Source organism: Bacillus sp. URHA0034, assembly GCF_056280405.1.
Genome location: NZ_JBWCDK010000002.1, coordinates 3,481,197 through 3,501,278, shown reverse-complemented (window position 1 = coordinate 3,501,278; position 20,082 = coordinate 3,481,197). Strand labels below are relative to the sequence as shown.

Below are 20,082 nucleotides of genomic sequence, written 5' to 3'. Positions count from 1 at the left end.
AACATCTTATTAATCATTCCGAAATGTACTAAAAAAGAGGATATATGCTCACATATTGAACATAGTATCCTCTAAAAATTATAGTATCGTTAACAAAAGGCGAGGCAATTAGGCAATTATTAATGTGATTTAAAGCATTGGATATGGAACCCCGTTACACTTCTCCCTAAGTCATGACAGCTCATTGTCTTGCTTGAAAGAAAACATCTCCCCCAGATACTCGGCATGTGCCAAATACTGCTCCACAAACTCCACTAAAGTGATCGGGATGCCGGTATCTTCTAACCAATAATCAAAACTGATCGCGATATTCTTTTTGATGATATCATTTTGGCTCCAGATTGGGGCAAGCGGATGATTAATATCAGTAAGGACCTCAGCAATCTCCTGGATAGTGGTTATTTACAACACCCTCTTTTTCAAAAAATGGAAACCTTTTTATTTAATGTATGTAAGAAATGAAATTTAACTCACATTGAACAAATCTTAGGTACCTATTTTAAAAAAGCCGATAAATGGATGAAAACCGCCGATATACTCAAAAAAACCGCCGATAAAAGTTCACATTCCGCCGATATCTTCCCAAAAGCCGCCGATAAACCGACTCCCCTTTCGCTGATATCTACCCAAAAACCCTGATATTCAACCCCTCAATAGAAAAACCCCGCAAGATTAATCATCTCGCAGGGCATTTCCTTAATTTTCTTGCTCTTCTCTTCGATTCTTCTTAAACCACTTCGATAAGACCTCATATACAATCGGTACCACAAACAACGTTAATAACGTCGAACTGATTAGACCACCAATTACGGTAATACCAAGACCTTTCGAGATCAAACCGCCGCCGCCTGAGCCGAGTGCTAACGGAATTAACGCACCAACCGTCGCAATGGCTGTCATTAGGATCGGACGTAAACGAGTAGCTCCCGCTTCGAGAACTGCATCACGCATTCTCAATCCATCTCGTTCCATATGGATAATTCGGTCGACAAGGACAATCGCATTCGTGACGACAATACCAATCAACATCAATAGACCCATCATAACCGAAACGGAAATGGTCTCACCGGCAATCAATAGACCGACAAACGAACCGATGACCGCGAACGGCAGCGAGAACAGAATCGCAAACGGTGCGACCCCTTCACGGAAGGTTACCACAAGGATAAAGTACACAATCGCAATCGCGGCTAGCATGGCAGCACCAAGCTGTGTAAAGGTATCGGCCATATCTGCCTGCACTCCGGCAGTGCCGACGGTAACTCCTTTTGGTAAATCAAGTTTATCAACTTCTTTACCTAGCTTATCTGTGGCCTTTTTAACATCCTTACCAAGAATCGTTCCAGATACACTTGCGTAGTATTCACCTTTACTGCGTGCAAGTGTATTTAATGTCGTTCCTTTTTCCACTTTTACAAGCTGTGAAAGCGGCACAGTCGCACCCATGGCGGTTGGGACTGGTGTTTTTAACATTTCATCAATGGATTTTGGCTGTTTTGATTGTTCTTGCTGAACAATCACATCCAGGGATTCACCATTTTTCTCAATCGTCGTTAACACATCCTGTGTCTTGGTCGGGTTCAACATCATTACGAGCTGACCTGTGGTTAACCCATATTTAATCAAATCATTCTGTGCTACTTTAAAGGTATATTCGACATAAGGATCTTCTGCACTAGAAGTAACATCCTTAAGACCTTTATCCTTCTTCATCACCTTTTCAACCTTATCTACAGCTGCATAGAGTTTATCTAGGTTATCACTGTAGAAAGTGTAGCTGACCTCATTGGAACCAACGGTTGAAGCACCCATGTTTTGGCTCTTCCATGTGCCCGATTGATTAAGATTTTTCACATACTTCTCAATTTCATCTTTTACCTTAGGGAAATCCTTCATATCTGGATCAAAAATCAGATACATTAACCCTCCGCCGCCGCTGCCGCCAAACATGGCAGTGGATGTGTCTGCTTTATCCGTCACTGATAATTGAACGATATCAATATCATCACGTTTTAACATCTTATCTTCCACGTATTTAACATTCTTTAACGTCTCATCCTTTAACTCACCTGCTTTAGGAGTGTAAGTTAAATACATGACCTTATCTTGTTCACTGCCCAGGAAACTAAAGCCGATTAATGGCGTCAGCGCCAAACTGCCAGCCAATAACACCACCGCAATGATGGACGTAATGACCTTATGATTAAGGGTCTTTTCTAGCCCCCATTTATACCATTTCGCTAACTCGCCTACTTCTTTATGACGCTTCCCGGTCTTTTCCCCATATAACTTTTTCTTAAATAGGGTGTGTGACAAGGCTGGCACCACGGTAATCGCCACGAGTAACGAAGCACCCAGTGCGAAGGTCATTGTTAGCGCGAACGGAGCAAACAACTCACCGACCATTCCGCCTACAAAAATTAATGGTGCAAAGACCGCAACGGTTACTAATGTTGACGATAGGATTGGTTTAAACATTTCAATCGTTGCTTCACGTACAAGCGCACGACCAGTTAATTTCTCGTCTTTTAAATGCAAACGGCGATAAATATTTTCCACTACAACAATCGAGTCATCGATGACCCGGCCAATCGCAACGGTAATCGCTCCAAGAGTCATAACATTTAGCGTAATATTAAGCCAGTGAAGAATCAGCAACGCCATGAAAATTGACACTGGAATCGAGATAATCGATGTAATGGTTGATTTAAAGCTGCGTAAAAACAACAGGATAATCAAGACAGCAATGAAACCGCCAAAGACTGCTTTTTCCACCATAGTGGAGATGGATTCCTGAATCGGCTTGCCTTGATCAAGGGTGACATCAATGTGAAGACCATCGATTTTTGCCTTTTGATCTTTTACAACATCCTTGACCGCGTTAACGACATCGACCGTGTTGGCATTCTGCTCTTTAACGATTTGAATCGCGATTGCTTCCTTGCCATTGGTACGTGAAACGGACTGTACTTTACCAACAGTTTCAATCGTTGCAATATCACTCATTTTCACAAATGGCGATGGATGTGTTTTCGATGGGGTAACAGGAATGATCGTATTCTTCAATTCATCCGCAGTCATGTATTTGCCATCAATGGCAACCGCCTGCTCCCCTTCTTTAAACTGATAAAGTCCTAATGAAACGGACATATTGCTTGCTTGAATCATTTGCTTCACTTTATCTTCAGTGAGGCCAAATTCCTTCAATTCGGCTTGATTATAGGTCAAGTCCACTTCATCAATATGCTGGCCAGTAGTAGTGGCCGACGCGACACCATCAATCTTTTCAATTTTTGGAAGGAGGATGTCTTCTACCGTTGAAGTTAAATCCACGATATTTTCTTTTGAACTACTTACACTAAGAGCGACAACCGGCATCATATTCATACTGATGGCCGTAACCTTTGGTTCTTGTGCACCATCTGGTAACTTCACGTCATCTAATGCTGATTTCAATGAACGTTTTGCTTCGTCCATGTCGATACCATATTCATACTCGACCTGAATACTCGACATGTTAGAATATGAATTAGAATGGACCGATTTTACATGATCGAGACCTTCAGCTGCTTTCTCGATCGGCATCGATATATCTTCCATTACCTTTTCAGGCGTAGCTCCAGAATAAACACCTGTGACCATCAAGTATGGAATCGAAATATTCGGGATTGTTTCCATATTCATACGAGTACCTGAATAGATTCCAGATACCGTAATGATAATCGTCAGCAGCCAGACTGCCAGTTTATTTCGAAGGACAAAATTTGCTATACCTTTCACGGTTACACCTACCCTTGATTGACTTACTAAGCTCAAGTATTTATAATAATGACCAATCAGTCATTTGTCAATAAATGACGCTAGGAGATGTACAATGAAAAAACAATTAATTATGGAAAAAGCGCTTGAGCTTTTTGCGAAGCAAGGGTTTGAAGCGACTTCCGTGCAACAGATAACCGAACTTTGCGGAATTTCAAAAGGGGCCTTTTATTTATCCTTCAAATCGAAGGACGAGTTAATTCTGGCGTTGATTGATCATTTTATGAATCAACTCATCTCAGAAATTGACTATGCAGTCAGAAATACAAATAAGGATGAACTCCTCTATACATTTTATTACACAACCTTTCATACTTCTTATCATCACTCGGATTTTGCGCGACTACTTATGAAAGAGCAATCCCATACCTTCAAACAGGACCTTTTGGTAAAACTGCATCATTACGATCGCATCCTCGAGAACACGATCTTAATTATGCTGGACCAATTATATGGTAAACGGGTCAGTGAGACGAAATATGATCTAATGTATTGCATTAAGGGATTTATGAATACTTATTCACAGTTGTTTTTCTTTTATAATGTTCCGCTGGATTTAGAGCTATTAGCGCAATCATTAGTGGAGAAGACGAACCTGTTAGCGGAGCATACAACGGTTCCGTTTATTTCAGAAGAACTAATCGAGATCGTTAAAACTCCAATCAAGGAGGAGGCCAGCAAGGAACAGATTATTGATATACTGGAGCAGAAGATTGTGGAGATGGAAGAATCTGTGGAAAAGGAGTCACTGCTTTTACTCAGGGAGCAGCTGGCTGAGCCAACCTACAGTGCTGTCATTATCCGAGGATTACTGGAGAATATTCGGAATCATCCGCATTGTAAATGGATTTCCTTTTTACTTCGTCGGTATTATGATTTTTAAAAAGCAGACACGCAATGTGTTCTGCTTTTTTTGTGGAGTTATAAAACTAAACAAACGTTTGGTTAAAAACAGCGTGAAGCTTTGATATTGCTTATTTTTAGGACAACGGATTGCAAAAAAATTGTCAAAATCCGCATATAAATACAAAAAAAAAGACAGAGCGCAATCTGCATCTCTGTCTTCTTCTATATTAAGCTGCTAAATTACTGTCATCTTTAAGCTTATGACCTTCCCATTTTGACACCACAACGGCAGCCAGGGAATTACCAACGATATTAACACAAGTACGTGCCATATCAAGGAGACGGTCAATACCAGCGATAAACGCAAGACCTTCAACAGGAATTCCCACGCTTCCTAACGTTGCAAGAAGGACCACGAAAGATACCCCTGGAACACCAGCAATACCTTTAGACGTTACCATCAAGACAAGCACTAAGGTAATTTGGTGGGTAATGCTTAAATGAATTCCATACATTTGTGCAATGAACAAGGCTGCAATCGCTTGATAAAGCGTAGATCCGTCTAGGTTAAAGGAATAACCAGTTGGAATAACGAAAGAAGTAATCGCCTTTGGACAGCCAATCTTCTCCATTTTTTCCATAATTCTCGGAAGAACAGCCTCCGAGCTCGCTGTAGAATAGCCAAGTAATAATTCGTCCTTCAAATAGGCTAAGAACTTGAAGATATTAACCCCAGCAATTCTAGCTGTGATACCTAGGACAACCAGAATAAAGAAAATCATAGCGCCATACACTACGAATACTAATTTTCCTAATGGGATAAGCGATGATAGCCCGAATTTTGAAACCGTCACACCAATCAAGGCAAATACGCCAAACGGAGCAAATTTCATCACTTGGTTAGTAACCCAGAACATCGCATCGGCGGTACCTCTAAAGAAATTGATAATCGGTGTACCTTTTTCTCCAATCGCTGCGACACCAAGTCCGAACATAACAGAAAAGAAAATGATCGCTAGCATATCACCATTCGCTAATGCTTGAATAATGTTCGTTGGGACAATATTAACTAACGTATCGATTTTGGAATGAGATTCAGTTGTTTTCGCCGTTTCCACATACGTATTAATATCTGTTTTAGCTAAGTGTGAACGGTCGACACCAGTTCCAGGGTGGAAAACATTTGCAAATAGTAACCCTAGCACAATGGCAATTGTAGTAATAATTTCAAAATATAAAAGGGTTTTGCCGCCAAGTTTTCCAAGCGATTTCATATCGCCAGTACCAGCAACCCCAACAATAATACTTGAGATAACAATCGGAACAACGATCATTTTGATCAAGTGAATAAAGATATCACCAATCGGCTGAAGAAAATCTGCTATATGAGTGTTACCGTAAAAGATCGCACCTACAATAATACCCAGGGCTAGACCAATGAAAATTTGCCATGCAAGACTTATTCTTTTCATAACCTCTCTCCTCCTTAAAACTGATTACTATATTAACAAAAACATAAATTAGGTTTAATCAATATCATATCATGATACTACAATATAATTCTAGATTTTTCTTTCGACATACACAACACTGAAAATAATGGCAGCTTCTAATTTTAATTAAGTTTATTACTATTGTATTAGTGTAAATTCCCTATTCATTACCCAATTATTAAGTATTTTAGGATAATTCTCACGGTTATATCTTCCTACATTGGTCCAATTACCCAATTTTGAGAGCATTCTGATTTTTATCTGAATAAAATGGAATGAAATGGTCCATGCTGTTACTAGAAAAAGAAATAGTTTTGGAGGTTGTGCAAATGGGGAGAGATTTAGAAAGTATCTTTAGAGATTTAACAATCGTGAAAACGAAGGAATTGGAAGATTGCAATAAAGAGCTTACGAATATGGATTATAACAGCGTCGTGAGGAAAGCATTATTGGTTTATAAACACGGACTTTTAGAGAGTTTAGAAATGTACGACCTTTATCTTGAAAAGAGAGGTACACTCCTAATATAGCGAAAGGCTCCTTTTCCGGAGCCTTTTTTATTTCAATTTCATAATACTCCCCCGCACCGCCGAATAGATATATACAAGCGAAAGGGGGCATAAAATGGACAATCATGGTTTCCTTCAATTCGTTCTATACAAACTCATATCGCTTTCAGTCCAACTAGTATTACTTTATGTCCTTGTCCTTTTTTGTGAATGGTTTGCTGAAAAAAAGGGATACAACATCTTCGAACGTTCCTTTTTAGTCACGCTTGTCACACTGCCAATCGTAACGCTGATTATTTGGACGATCATTATCGCTAGATTTAAATTGTTTTAGAAAAAATTCGATATAAAATTCAGCTGAAATTGCAAAAATCGGCTCCAAATTTCTCATTTGAAGCCCAAAAAGTGGCTTTACACCCCAAAAACGCCTCCAAATTCGATAAAGTGGAATTCGAATTCCCCCACAAAACCCGATATCGTAGAGATGCCAGAAATGTCCAATTCAATGACAAATGGCACCAATCTCTGCGGGAAAGGGTGTAAACAAATGCTCCATTTAAAATCAGGTAATATCGAGAGATTCGATCAGTATTCCCAATTTAGTTCCCTTCAGGAATTTAATCACCATATCGAGATGTGGCTGTTAGAACATAAGCAAACTTTTTCAAAAGGTGAATTAATCGGGTTAAAAAGATTGGTACGTTATGCCGCTAAAATCCCTGGGGTTTGCAATGCCAAAATCGGCACCATCTTAAAATCCATCCATGAGGAATACCATAACAACGGCATTTCCCGCTCCACTTTTAAGCGGATGATCTTGAAGGCCAAGGAACTAGGCATCCTCACTGTCTTTGAAACGGAAAGAAAAAACGGTTCACAGACCAGCAATCTATACCAATTTAATCGTTTTCCTTCAAATGAACCAGCTAAAGAGGAAACGATGAACCACCCTAAAGAAGCTAGTAATCTTTTAAAAACTGAAAAAGATCAAAAGATAAAAAAACGTATAGAAGAACCAGCAAAATTAGACCATACCTATGTAAGCGATCGTGTTCCACAGCCGTTTGTCCAACTCGTTAAGTGCTTTTTTAATAATGCCAAGACAATCGAGGAGTATTGGAAAATGGCCAAAATCACTGCCTACCAAAACCTGTGGGAGAATGATCCTGAACTAATCCAAGATGTTGCCATTCAATCCTTTAAGCAGCTAATTAATAGGCTGAAGTTTAGCCGTAACGTCCAAAATCCGTTCGCCTATTTTTATGGGATCTCTTACAATAAATTTTGCAACCTTTTGCACAAAAAAATGCAGGACGAGTATGAGTTGAATGATAGAGAGGTTGTATTCAGGATTGTTTAACTTCACGTCCCAACTTCTGTTATTATAATGAAGTGAATCTATCCATTTAATAGGAGTGTACACCATGAAAGCTCTTTTCTTCGACCTAGATGATACCTTATACGACCAACTGCAGCCGTTTCAAGCAGCTTATCATCGAGTTTTTGCAACGATTACCGATATTTCCATTCTGGAACTCTTTAAAAAAAGCAGAGAATACAGTGATAAAGTGTTTGCCCTGACAGAATCAGGAGAAATGTCTTTAGAGAAGATGCATCAATACCGAATGATCAATGCTTTTAAAGATTTCGGTTATTCGATCTCGACAGATGAGGCAGACGCCTTTCAAAAAGAGTACAAAGATCACCAGTACAAAGTTTCGCTTATTCCGGAAATGAAGAATATCCTTCATCATTTAAGCAGGAAGGACATTCCGATTTATATCACCACCAATGGGCCCGCCCGCCACCAGAGGTTAAAGCTAGATGCATTGGATATTGGTAACTTGATTCCCAAGTCAAATATCTTCATTTCGAGTGAAGTCGGCTATGCCAAACCGCGGAAAGAATTCTTTGAGTATGTGAATCGAAAAACCAATACCCATCCTGCCGATTCGATTATGGTTGGGGATTCGTTTGAGAATGACATTATCGGGGCCGATCTTGCAGGTTGGAATTCTATCTGGATCAATCCCACGAACAAGCCAAAGGCGATGGAATCGATTCAGCCAACTTACGAGATAAAATCCTATCAACAACTTGAGGAACTTATCAAATTATTATTTTAGTTTTTCTCAGAAAAACAAACGGTCATGATGTAGGTTTTGAGTCTATTAAGATATTTTGTCCATTAGACGGGCTCTATTAGACAGAACCCGTCGCTCTACTTCACTTTTTGTCCATTAGACGGGCTCTATTAGACACAAACCGGCGCTCTACTTCATTTTTGTCCATTAGACGAGCTCTATTAGACACAAACCGGCGCTCTACTTCATTTTTGTCCATTAGACGGGCTCTATTAGACACAAACCGGCGCTCTACTTCACTTTTTGTCCATTAGACGGGCTCTATTAGACACAAACCGGCGCTCTACTTCACTTTTTGTCCATTAGACGAGCTCTATTAGACACAAACCGGCGCTCTACTTCACTTTTTGTCCATTAGACGAGCTCTATTAGACAAAACCCGCCGGTCTACTTCATTTTTTGTCCATTAGACAAACCTATTGGACAATATCCTCAGGTGACTAGTCATACTGTTAAATAGCCACTTTTTAATAGACAAAATATCCAAGCCTCCCTCTTAAACCTCCATTATCTCAACCTACGGTTCTCCCATTTATACTTCGACAAAATTCGATAAATCTCAACGCCCCCAAGTAACAAAATCTACAATTTAGACATAAATTTTCCAATTTCTGCATTGCTTTCGACAAAATTTTTTGATTAGATATATATATGTTATTGTAAGAATATTTTTCTTTCATGGAATTTTTGCACTTTATTAATCATTCTAGGTATAGGCAGGTAAAAATGGATGGTATTTGATGGCATCATTATTTCGTTTATTGTCGGTCTTCTTCGCAAAGGAAACTTACGAGCACTTGCACAATTAAAGTTAAGGTGGGGTTGGATTTTTCCTCTCCTATTAATTGTGGAACTAGCTGTTTTTTTTCTGCAAAATGATAACAAGTTTCTTGGACAAATAAGCGGATATATCTACATAGTAATTTATCTACTCGGTCTACTCTTTTTATTTTTAAACCGAAAAAGTCCAGGTTTTATGCTAATATTAATTGGAGTATTTCTAAACTTTATCGTAATGGTCCTCAACGGTGGAAGAATGCCGGTATCAGTAAAAGCAGCATCCGTATTGGATCCAGGCTATATCCAAGCCCTCAAAGAAAGCTTATACGCTAAACACACCATGTTAACATCTTCAACACATCTTGGATTTTTGGGTGATATTATTCCTATCACTAAACCTTATCCCCGGACACAAATCATAAGTATTGGCGATATTGTAATGAATATCGGAATCTTCCTTTTCATTCAATACCTAATGGTCCGTCATCCATTGGTCCGTAAGGTGGTAACTCCCTTCCGTGAAAGGAGGTGAGAAGAGATGAAAAACGAACAAAAAAATGGCATTAAATTAACTGGAATCATTTACAATGCAATTATTATCGGTTCTGTTATTATCGCTTTAACTTCTGGATTTAGACTAGTTTAAGAACTTCATAATAGGGGGAGTAATTTTTTACTTCTCCTATATTTTTATATATGAGAGTGATGGAAATGCAGTTATTAAAGTCAGCGACAAATAAATACTTAATACTTGTATCAATAGTAGGTCTTACAACCTTTTTCACTTTTAATCATTTTGTTGTTCATACGACATTTGAGTGGGTAATGATTTTTGCTTTAGCAGGAGCTATTTTACTATTAAACCATTATCCTATATTACTTCCCCCAAAGGGCAATTCGCTTTCGATGGATTCCTCTATATTTCTAGCAAGTCTTTTTTTATTCGGGCTGGATATTACTCTGGGCGTGCTCGTAATCAATTCGATCCTATTTGCTTTCACTGAACGGAAAATTGTGTGGTGGAAACATGTTTTTAATTTCTCTATCTATTCATTAATGATTATTTGTGCCTATTATGCTTTCATTTTTTCAGGTGGAAAAATTGGAAGTGTCTATATAAATAATTCTATTCCCTATTTATTATCATTAAGTATTTACTTTGCCATCAACGTACTGCTGATAGGTATCTACTTTTTTATTGCGGCAGCAGAAAGCCTAGTAACGGTTTTTAAAGATATTTTTAAGGAAACCATTGCAACCTATATCAGTTCATTGATGCTTTCACTAGTACTAGTCATCTTAATGAGCAGAGAGAAACTATTCGGATTAGTTCTTTTCACAGGAATAGCTTTTTTATTATCATTGGCATTCAAACAGCATTTTCATCTTTTTAAAGAAATCTCGGAAAAGGCAAATAAGGACTTCCTAACTGGTCTAAATAATCACGGCTATTTTAAGGAAATTCTCCAGAATTCAGTCACCAACGCCAAAGAAAGTGATGAGTCTCTAAGCGTGGCCATCCTCGACATTGATGATTTTAAAAAATACAATGACCTGTACGGACATATCCAAGGAGACCATCTTCTCCAGGAATTCGGGGCCCTCTTGCAAACCGAGGCAGATAGGGCCAATTATATTGTGGCCCGTTATGGCGGAGAAGAATTTGCAATCGCCATGCCTAATACCGACCGGAATAAGGCCTATTCATTTATGAACGAATTGAGAAAGAAGGCTAATGATACTTATTACAGCGGCGTTGAACGTCTCCCCTATGGCTGCTTTTCCTTTTCATGCGGGATAGCCGAATGCGAAAAAGAAACTTATAGTATTTCAGAACTTTTAAACAAAGCAGACCAAGCCATGTATGCAGGGAAAAACCAAGGAAAGAACCTAGTGCAAATTTACAATGCAAATTCTGAGTATACTGTCCATCACTCGTTATTCCTTGAAAAAGAGCTAGAAGAAGCGGAATATCAATTAAAAATTTTCCTTTCAAAGGATGTTTATACATATCGCCATAGTAAGCGTGTCTACCAATATGCTGTCGATTTTTCCCGAATGCTAAATTTAAGTGTTCACGAACGTAAAACACTGATTCTTGGTGCACTGGTTCATGATATTGGAAAAATTGAAATCCCACGGGAGATTTTAACTAAAAAGGGCAAGCTCGAGCCCCATGAATGGGAAATGATGAAAAAGCACGTGACTTTCGGAAAAGAGATTATTTCAACGAATAAGAAGTTAGAAGACTTGATTCCTTTAGTCGAACTCCACCATGAACGTTATGACGGGAAAGGCTATCCATATGGACTATCTGGAAAGTCCATCCCAAAACTAGCACGGATCCTCTGTTTACTTGATTCCTTCGATGCGATGACCACCGAGCGTCCTTACCAAAAAACAAAAACGCTCCAAGAAGCGATCGTCGAATTACGTGAATGCTCAGGCAAGCAATTTGACCCGCAATTTATTGAGCCGTTTATTTCAATGGTTAAGCAGTTGAATGACTTTGAGGAAGAAATAGAAAGAGAGTTGGCTGCGGTAAATAACTAGATATTGGACTCGATCCCATATACACAACATTGTCCTCTTCTTTTTAGGAAGAGGATTTTTTGGAGAAACCGAGTTAAAACTTTCCTCCCCTAATAACCCAACTGTTATAGCTAACATCAGAAAAAGGTGTTAAAATGATTAAATTATTGTAGAAATTCAGAATAAATACATCTAGAAGGAGCACATGCATGCAACAAAAAATATCATTTTCAACTTACGCCATCATTGGGACGATGCTGTTCGGAATGTTCTTTGGTGCCGGAAACTTAATTTTCCCTATCCAAATGGGACAACTTGCTGGAACAAACTTTTGGCCAGCTTTAATTGGCTTCCTAGTTACTGCAATAGGCCTCCCGTTTATGGGAATTTTGGCATTTGGATTGTCAGGAAGTAACGGACTACGTGACTTAGCAGGCCGTGTCCATCCAATATTCGGCGTCGTCTTCGCGATGGCTCTTTACCTAACCATTGGACCATTTTTCGCGATTCCACGTACAGCAACCGTACCATTTGTGGTTGGTTTCGAACCATTTATTAATCCAGAGCACACCAGTTTATATCTCGGGCTCTTTAGCTTCCTATTTTTTGCTATCGTTTATTATTTCTCATTAAATCCAGCGAAAATTATCGACTATATAGGAAAGTATCTAACACCGGCATTTTTAGTTTTTTTATTCTTTTTAATTATTATTGCGATCGTCAAGCCGATGGGACACTTCGATAAGCCGACAGGTGACTATAGCAGATTGGCTTTTATTACGGGCTTTAAAGAAGGATATAATACCATGGATGCCCTCGCATCACTAGCTTTCGGGATTGTTGTCATCAATGCCATTAAGGGACAAGGCATCACCGATACAAAGGCGATTGCCAAGGCCACTTGGAAATCAGGTATTTTCGCGATGGCACTAATGATGTTGATTTACGGATTGATCACCTATATGGGGGCATCGAGCGTATCCACAATCGGAACATTCGATAATGGCGGTTTGATTTTTGCTGCGGTTGCTCAGCATTATTTCGGGTCCTTCGGGGCGATATTATTGGCGATTATTATCGTACTGGCCTGTTTAAAAACCAGCATCGGATTAATTACCTCTTGCAGCGAATTCTTTAATGGTGTCTTTCCAAAAGTAAGCTATAAAATGTTTGTGTTGGTCTTATGCCTTGTATCGTTTATTATCGCGAACTTCGGCTTAAATAATATCATTCAATTCGCGGTACCTGTCTTAATGTTATTGTATCCTTTAGCGATTGTTTTGATCTTATTGGCACTCACTTCACCATTGTTTAAACATAAGCAAAGTGTCTATGCAGCGTCTATGTTCCTTACTTTTTGTGTTAGTTTCTTCGACGGTTACAGCACATTAGCAGCCAGTTTACCAGGAGCGTCTAACGCATTGTTCGAATCAATTAAAGCTGCCTATATAGAGTATTTACCGCTTTACAGTATTGGGCTTGGATGGATTTTACCAGCCTTAGCAGGTGCGGTTATCGGGTATTTTTGGCCGACAAACTCTAAAAAGGTTGCTGTTCAATAGCCATGAACAGATTGATGTGTGAGTTGCACATCTGCAGATAGTATCTCGTACGTTAACAAACAATGAAACATCATATAAACAGACAAAGGCGAAAAACATTAGTTTTTCGCCTTTTGAAATAAACTTTATTGTAATACTAACTTATTAATTAATTTCTCTTTCGCCAGCCATGCTCCTCCAAAGACCCCCGCATTATTACCTAACGTGGCAATAACGATTTCGACCCCTTGTTCGACTCTAGGAAAAGCATATTGAACAAATTCCTCTTTTAACGGTTGCAACAAAGTGTCACCAGCTTTCGAAACTCCGCCTCCAAGAACAATTTTCTCAGGGTTCAGTCCATTCGCTAAATTAGCGAGAGCTACTCCTAAATAAAAGGCCACTTGCTCAACCGCTCGGATCGCAAGTTCATCCCCTTCGCTTGCGGCATCAAAAACCAGCTTCGCTGATAGGGACTGGCTATCATAATAAACTCGTAATTTACTAATCTCATTGTTAGATGCTAATTCCTCCATCGCCAAACGAACGATTCCTGTGGCTGATGCTACCGTTTCCAGACATCCTGATTTCCCGCAATTACAAGGTGCACCTCCTTTGGGAACCGATTTCATATGTCCGATTTCACCACCGGCACCATTTACCCCATGCACAACCTCGCCACCCACGATAATTCCTCCGCCTACACCTGTCCCTAATGTGACACAGATTAAATTTTTTGCCCCGTTGCCAGCACCTTTCCACATTTCGCCGATTGCCGCAATATTGGCATCATTGTCCACAACAACCGGCAGCGATGTTTCCCTCTCTAAGATGGCCTGCAAAGGGAATTGCCCCCATCCTAAGTTAACCGCCACTTCAACGGAACCGTCCTCCGCATTCACAGGACCCGGCGCACCGATTCCGATCCCAATTAACTGATCTTTCGATTGATCCAATTCAATCAACTTTTGATCAATCGACCTGGCAATGGAGGCAGGTATATGTTGGCCCTTTTTACTTGAATCTGTATCAATCTCCCAGCTCTCAATGATATCACCCTGCGAACTGATAAAAGCCATTTTAATCGTGGTCCCTCCTATATCAACACCAACTAACCATTTTTCTTCCATAACGATTCACTCATTTCCTTCATGTTTTTCCTTCTCCGAAAAGCGCCATTTTTACAAAAGAGGCTCCTCAATTGAGAAGCCTCTTTTAAGTTTGAGAATTGTCTAGCTGGAGCGCTCAGCGACTAGCTGGCACTTTCACTTCTCTCATTATTTTACAGCTGCCGCTGTTTTTTCAAGGTTAACCCATTGTCCTTTTTCAGCGGATTCAAGGATTGCATCTGCAATTAATTCAATTTGGTATCCATCATGGAAGTTAGGTGAGAATTCAGTACCTTCACTGATTGCTTTAAAGAAGTCATACGTTTCAATGATCTTTGTTTCGCCGTAACCAATACCTAGAGCAGGGATTGGCCATAATCCTTCACCGTATGGAGTAGCTGGTCCTGAGTAAACAGTTCTGAAGCCTTTTGCATCACTTGGATCATCAGCAAAGCAAACTTGAAGCTCATCACGGCGCTCATAGTTAAAGTATAGAGAACCTTTTTCACCATGAATCTCAAAAGTTAGGAAGTTGTTGCGGCCATGTGCATTACGAGTTGCCTCGATTGTTCCAATTGCACCATTATTGAATTTGACCATGGTGATAAATTCATCGTCTACATCAACAGCTGCTTTTGGCACATCTTCTCCTCCAGCTTTCACTGTACCTAACTTGTCGATGCCGCCCGTTTGAATTGGTCTTTCAGGAATCCATGTTTTTGTGATTGCATTTACATCTGTAATTTCGCCCACAAGGTAACGAGCATAATCAACCACGTGTGTACCGATATCACCTAAAGCACCTGATCCAGCGATTTTCTTTTGGAAGCGCCATGATAATGGAGAATTCGGATCCGCAGACCAGTCTTGTAAGTATGTTCCACGGAAGCTTAGAACTTTACCAATTCTTCCTTCTTCAATATATTTTTTCGCAAGAGCAACAGCTGGTGTTCTTCTGTAGTTGAAAGCAACTGCGTGTTTTACACCTGCAGCTTTTACTGCTTCTAACATTTCCTTCGCTTGTTCAGCGCCTAATGCTAATGGCTTTTCACAGATAATATGTTTGCCAGCTTTTGCTGCTGCAATTGCGATTTCAGCATGAGTATTGTTTGGAGTAACAATGTCGATGACATCGATTTCTGGGTTGTTAACAACATCTCTCCAGTCCGTTGCATGGTTGTCAAAGCCTAATCTCGCTGCAGCTTCTTTAGCCAATCCTTCGTTAACATCTACTACTGTGTGGCGATGAGGGATTGCTGGTGCAGGCCAGAAAAACATTGGCATACCTGCATATGCAAGTGAATGCGCCTTACCCATAAATCCCCCGCCGATCATACCTACGTTTAATTTTTTCATTTTAGTATCCTCCCACTATTATCTTCTTATTTTTAAAAAGCTTGATATTCTTAATGGATGAAACGTTTATGCTTGATTTACTTTATCAAATTGATTTAAATAGCTGCGGCTGATTTTAGCCCCTTGTTTTGGATCTGGGTAGCTGTCTAACTCAACCGTAATCCAGCCATCATAGTTTGCCTCTTCTAATGTTTTAACCATTTCATCAAATTTTTGATGCCCTTCCCCTAATGGTAAAAACTCACCATTGGCATAATCTTTGAAGTGAACATATTTGATGCGGTCCACATACTTTCTGATGACAGCCACCGGATCTCCACCGCCAGCTTCAATGTGAGCTGTATCTGGGCAAAGGTTAATCTTTGTTAATGGCATTAGTTTATCTAATTGTTCAGGAGCCTGAACGTTCGTTCCTAAATGCGGATGATAACTTGCAATCAGATTATATTTTTCAGCAATTTCAACTACTTTATTAAGTGCATTACCAAGAGCCGTATAATCGCTTTCAAGAATGCCGTTTGCACGCACCGCTCCGCCGCCGATTACCAGGTGGATTGCACCTACTTCTGACGCGAATTGTGCTACACTTTCGATTTTTATTAATTCTTCTTCTAAAATATCAGGGAAAATAAAATTCCCGCCTGTATATACGCCAACCAAAGATAAAGAATAGTCATTCATTAATTTTAAAAATTCTTCTTTTTTATCTTTATATTGCATCAGGTTTCCATCGAAGATTTCAAAGCCGTCATAGTCAGCTTCCACAATGTCCTTTAACGCTTCTTCCGTTGATCCATAAGCAAGGTAGTAATTATCCTTCACACAAGTCACACCTGCTGGATGACCAACTACGCCGCCCCAAGTATTTGTTTGATAACCTAATTTCATTTGATTACCTCCATATCTTTTGGAATTTAGTGTGCCATATTTCATCATAGAAAAACCGAGGCAAACCACCTTCAAAGATAGTAATCGATTACATTTTTGCTAAAATTATTAACTTTCACGTTCAATAATATTAATATTTAAGCTAAGTAATAAAAAAGCCTTAATGTAATCCATTACATTTTTGTTTACAGATGAAATGCTGTTTCCTATAAGAAAGTAATGATTTATCCCTATCTATCACTAGTCCTCACTATCATCTGACAAGAAAATAGATGTTGTATCGCTTACATGAATTATTGTAATCGATTACACCCAAATTTGCAACAACTAAATTTCGATTGTCACAATTTGTTCACGATAAGCGCAGGAGGAAAGGAAATTGTAAATACAGTCCCTTTCCTTGCCTATTTTCTTCAATTCGGGCTTTAGCAACTGAATAAAACCTTTTATGGTCGTCAATGGGTTACGGATTTCATGAGCGATACTAACTGCCAGCTTTTCAAGATGTTGACGATGGTCCATATCTAACGCTGCCAACTTACAGACTTGCAACGGAGCCACCATCAACTCGAAGGTTGACACCGTTTATAAAAGAAGCCTTGTTTGAAGCAAGGTACACAACAGCTGAAGCAACTTCCTCCACCGTCCCTGGCCGTTTCACTTCAACATGCGGACGATTTTTCTTAAGAAATTGCTGGATTGCCTCATCATAACTGATGTTCAGCTTTTTGGCATTATCCTTCAACAGGTCCTCAAGCATAGGTGTCATGATAAACGCAGGCGATACCGTATTGACAAGTATTCCTTCTGCAGCATACGCCTTGGATAAGCTTTTTGTAAAATTAATCAGTGCTGCTTTAGAGGCATTGTAATGAGGCATGAATGCGTCTGGTTGAAGGCCGGATTCTGATGAAATGTTAATAATGCGGCCAAATCCTGTTCTTTTCATAAAAGGAATAATTGCTTTAGTTACACGTACAGTTCCAAAAAGATTGACGTCAAAAATATGCTGCCACTCGTCTATATCTAATGATTCAAAGTCATCAAATCCACTTGCAATCCCCGCATTATTAACGAGGATGTCGACGGTTTTAAAACGATCAATAGCAGAAGCAATAAGATTGTCGACGTCTGCTTGTTTCGTTAGATCAGCTTGAATAGGAAGAACACTTCCTCCGGTTTTTTCAATTTCAGCCGACGCCTCATTTAACGCTTCCGCGCCGCGCGCACAAATTACAACGTTGGCACCTTCTTCCGCAAACGCCATGGCAATTGCTTTCCCAATACCTTTACTGCCGCCAGTCACAAGTGCGGTTTTATTTTTTAATTCCAGATTCATTTTTTCATCCATCCCTTTCTATACTAACCTGATAAGATTGTAGTTACCAAATAAGGATTAACTCTAGCTGATACACAGCTCGGAGTTAATCCTTATGTTTGTCCAATATTATTTTTTCACTGAAGCCTCAAATAATTCTGCATGGATAGGTTCAGCAACAATGGGTTCAACAGCTTTTATGAATCTTTTAAAGTGAGGGGTTTCCTCATGCAGTTGAATCGCTTCTTCATCCTTCCATTTCTCAACAAAGATAAAGCTGTTCGCCTCTTCCGGATTCTCATAATATTGATAACCAATATTCCCGGACTCCGCTTGAGACGGTTTTGTGACAAGCCTTGCCTCTTCCAAGAATATTTCACGATAAGGCACATTTACCTTTATGCTTGCATGAATGATAATCATGGTACATCCCCCTTAATTGTTGATGGTTTTTCTAAAAAACTAACCTGCGTGTTTTTCTAATACGATCTCGTTTTTATTATTTTCTTCGGAAGCAATCTTCATAAACTTCATTAGATAAGCACCAAGGAAATACATACCTGAGAAAATCCAAAAAACCCCTTTTGCACCGATAAGTCCAATAAATAACCCAACGATTGCTGGGGCGATAAAGTAGGACACTCCTGCACCAAAGCTTACAATCGCCATCGCAGATCCTTTTTTCTCAGGAGCAAGCGATGCCACCAGAGCGGAAAGTGGCACGAAACCACAAAGCACAATCCCCATAAAAATACCAGCAATATTCAAGGCCAAGAAACTGCTGCCAAATACTTCAGGCGTGTAAAGCAAGACAAGTAACATGACGCCCATACCGAAGCTGCCAAGCCATTGAATCGTTTTTTGCCAGCCTAACCATTTATCACTGATGTACGGAATGATTAGGTTAAAGATAATATTTGCAAACCACATCGTTCCCCACATTTGCAGAAACTGTTCAGTGGTAAATCCATAATTTGACTTCAAGTACATCGGGAAAAAGATTGGCAGTGAACCGATCCCCGTTGAATTGATAATCCGGACCACGCCGCCGATCGCCACTTTTGGCTGTTCGATACAAATGGTGAATCCACTCATTAAGCTCTTCAGCTTTTCCTTCGGATTTCCCTTTTGTTCTTTTCTTACATCACCTTTTACTACAATAAGACCAACAATTCCTCCGACTAATACCCATGCTACAGCACTCCACAATAACCCGATATATCCAATCTTCGGAAGCATGTAAGCAGGGAAATAGCTTCCAACAACATAAAGTCCGCCGCTCCACGCTGCCCAGAACAAACCTACAGCCGTTGCCAAAATCCGCTCTGGACTGCGATAAGTAACCCACACTAAGAAAGAGTAGCAGAATAAAGGATAACCTAAACCACGAATCCCATAAGTAGGGAGCATAATAGCGAAATTGTTTAACTTTAAACCAAATTCAATAAATAGAACCTGACCGATTAACCAAGTAACAAGACCGATAACCATTACTCTCCTTGGTCCCCACATCTCGGTCAGTACACCTGAAAAGTAAGATGCAATTGCCAACACAGCACCATATACAGCAAATAGAGTCGCGGATTGTTGAACGGTCAATCCCTTTTCAATCAGATATGGAGACAACCATGCATGCTCGAGACCGTCACCGGCCATAAAAATTAACGTTGCAACAAATCCCCAAACGACTCCCATTGGAAGTCCGCCTAAAGTACGTTCTTCACCTACAAGCGTTTTCATTTTTAAC

Annotated in this window: 17 protein-coding genes; 8 read left to right on the top strand and 9 right to left on the bottom strand. The window is 39.7% G+C overall.

Going from position 1 to position 20,082, the window contains the following annotated elements; all coding sequences use genetic code 11:
• Window positions 1-696: 696 nt before the first annotated feature.
• A complete protein-coding gene (locus tag ACZ9EE_RS18845) occupies window positions 697-3,780 on the bottom strand; it encodes an efflux RND transporter permease subunit (RefSeq protein ID WP_476029443.1) in 3,084 nt (1,027 codons plus the stop codon).
• A 94-nt stretch (window positions 3,781-3,874) separates the two neighbouring features.
• Here ACZ9EE_RS18845 and ACZ9EE_RS18840 point away from each other — a divergent pair, with 94 nt between their 5' ends.
• Window positions 3,875-4,702, top strand: coding sequence for a TetR/AcrR family transcriptional regulator (locus tag ACZ9EE_RS18840; RefSeq protein ID WP_476029441.1), 828 nt, complete (start codon window positions 3,875-3,877; stop codon window positions 4,700-4,702).
• Window positions 4,703-4,892: 190 nt separating this feature from the next.
• On the opposite strand, the gene ACZ9EE_RS18835 is transcribed toward ACZ9EE_RS18840, so the two are convergent.
• Window positions 4,893-6,137 (bottom strand): cation:dicarboxylate symporter family transporter, encoded by a 1,245-nt coding sequence (locus tag ACZ9EE_RS18835; RefSeq protein WP_476029439.1) that lies wholly within the window; start codon window positions 6,135-6,137, stop codon window positions 4,893-4,895.
• 350 nt (window positions 6,138-6,487) lie between these two features.
• Here ACZ9EE_RS18835 and ACZ9EE_RS18830 point away from each other — a divergent pair, with 350 nt between their 5' ends.
• From ACZ9EE_RS18830 to brnQ, 7 genes are all read left to right on the top strand, one after another.
• On the top strand, window positions 6,488-6,688 hold the full coding sequence (locus tag ACZ9EE_RS18830; RefSeq protein WP_476029437.1) for a hypothetical protein: 201 nt from the start codon (window positions 6,488-6,490) through the stop codon (window positions 6,686-6,688).
• A gap of 94 nt (window positions 6,689-6,782) precedes the next feature.
• Window positions 6,783-7,001 (top strand): hypothetical protein, encoded by a 219-nt coding sequence (locus ACZ9EE_RS18825; protein ID WP_476029435.1) that lies wholly within the window; start codon window positions 6,783-6,785, stop codon window positions 6,999-7,001.
• 159 nt (window positions 7,002-7,160) lie between these two features.
• Window positions 7,161-8,027, top strand: a complete 867-nt coding sequence (locus tag ACZ9EE_RS18820) for a hypothetical protein (protein WP_476029433.1) — start codon at window positions 7,161-7,163, stop codon at window positions 8,025-8,027.
• 64 nt (window positions 8,028-8,091) lie between these two features.
• Window positions 8,092-8,793 carry an HAD family hydrolase gene (locus ACZ9EE_RS18815; protein ID WP_476029431.1) on the top strand — a complete coding sequence of 234 codons (702 nt, stop codon included), beginning with the start codon at window positions 8,092-8,094 and terminating at the stop codon, window positions 8,791-8,793.
• A 748-nt stretch (window positions 8,794-9,541) separates the two neighbouring features.
• A complete protein-coding gene (locus ACZ9EE_RS18810; protein WP_476029429.1) occupies window positions 9,542-10,123 on the top strand; it encodes a DUF5317 domain-containing protein in 582 nt (193 codons plus the stop codon).
• Between the two features lie 173 nt (window positions 10,124-10,296).
• On the top strand, window positions 10,297-12,144 hold the full coding sequence (locus tag ACZ9EE_RS18805; RefSeq protein WP_476033009.1) for a bifunctional diguanylate cyclase/phosphohydrolase: 1,848 nt from the start codon (window positions 10,297-10,299) through the stop codon (window positions 12,142-12,144).
• A 188-nt stretch (window positions 12,145-12,332) separates the two neighbouring features.
• A complete protein-coding gene (gene brnQ, locus ACZ9EE_RS18800) occupies window positions 12,333-13,685 on the top strand; it encodes a branched-chain amino acid transport system II carrier protein (RefSeq protein WP_476029428.1) in 1,353 nt (450 codons plus the stop codon).
• Window positions 13,686-13,810: 125 nt separating this feature from the next.
• Here the strand turns inward: brnQ and ACZ9EE_RS18795 are convergent, their stop codons facing one another.
• From ACZ9EE_RS18795 to ACZ9EE_RS18765, 7 genes are all read right to left on the bottom strand, one after another.
• Window positions 13,811-14,794 (bottom strand): ROK family glucokinase, encoded by a 984-nt coding sequence (locus tag ACZ9EE_RS18795; protein WP_476029426.1) that lies wholly within the window; start codon window positions 14,792-14,794, stop codon window positions 13,811-13,813.
• 147 nt (window positions 14,795-14,941) lie between these two features.
• Window positions 14,942-16,129 (bottom strand): levoglucosan dehydrogenase, encoded by a 1,188-nt coding sequence (locus ACZ9EE_RS18790; protein ID WP_476029424.1) that lies wholly within the window; start codon window positions 16,127-16,129, stop codon window positions 14,942-14,944.
• A gap of 66 nt (window positions 16,130-16,195) precedes the next feature.
• The gene (locus ACZ9EE_RS18785) at window positions 16,196-17,017 is read right to left on the bottom strand and encodes a sugar phosphate isomerase/epimerase family protein (protein ID WP_476029422.1); all 822 of its coding nucleotides are present in this window, start codon (window positions 17,015-17,017) and stop codon (window positions 16,196-16,198) included.
• Window positions 17,018-17,344: 327 nt separating this feature from the next.
• Window positions 17,345-17,569: a histidine kinase dimerization/phospho-acceptor domain-containing protein gene (locus ACZ9EE_RS18780; RefSeq protein WP_476029420.1), complete on the bottom strand. Its 225-nt coding sequence runs from the start codon at window positions 17,567-17,569 to the stop codon at window positions 17,345-17,347.
• The gene (locus ACZ9EE_RS18775; RefSeq protein ID WP_476029419.1) at window positions 17,556-18,356 is read right to left on the bottom strand and encodes an SDR family NAD(P)-dependent oxidoreductase; all 801 of its coding nucleotides are present in this window, start codon (window positions 18,354-18,356) and stop codon (window positions 17,556-17,558) included. Before ACZ9EE_RS18775 ends, ACZ9EE_RS18780 begins: the two co-directional genes overlap by 14 nt.
• 108 nt (window positions 18,357-18,464) lie before the next feature.
• Window positions 18,465-18,758 (bottom strand): putative quinol monooxygenase, encoded by a 294-nt coding sequence (locus ACZ9EE_RS18770; protein ID WP_476029417.1) that lies wholly within the window; start codon window positions 18,756-18,758, stop codon window positions 18,465-18,467.
• A 39-nt stretch (window positions 18,759-18,797) separates the two neighbouring features.
• Window positions 18,798-20,075: an MFS transporter gene (locus ACZ9EE_RS18765; protein WP_476029415.1), complete on the bottom strand. Its 1,278-nt coding sequence runs from the start codon at window positions 20,073-20,075 to the stop codon at window positions 18,798-18,800.
• Window positions 20,076-20,082 lie beyond the last annotated feature (7 nt).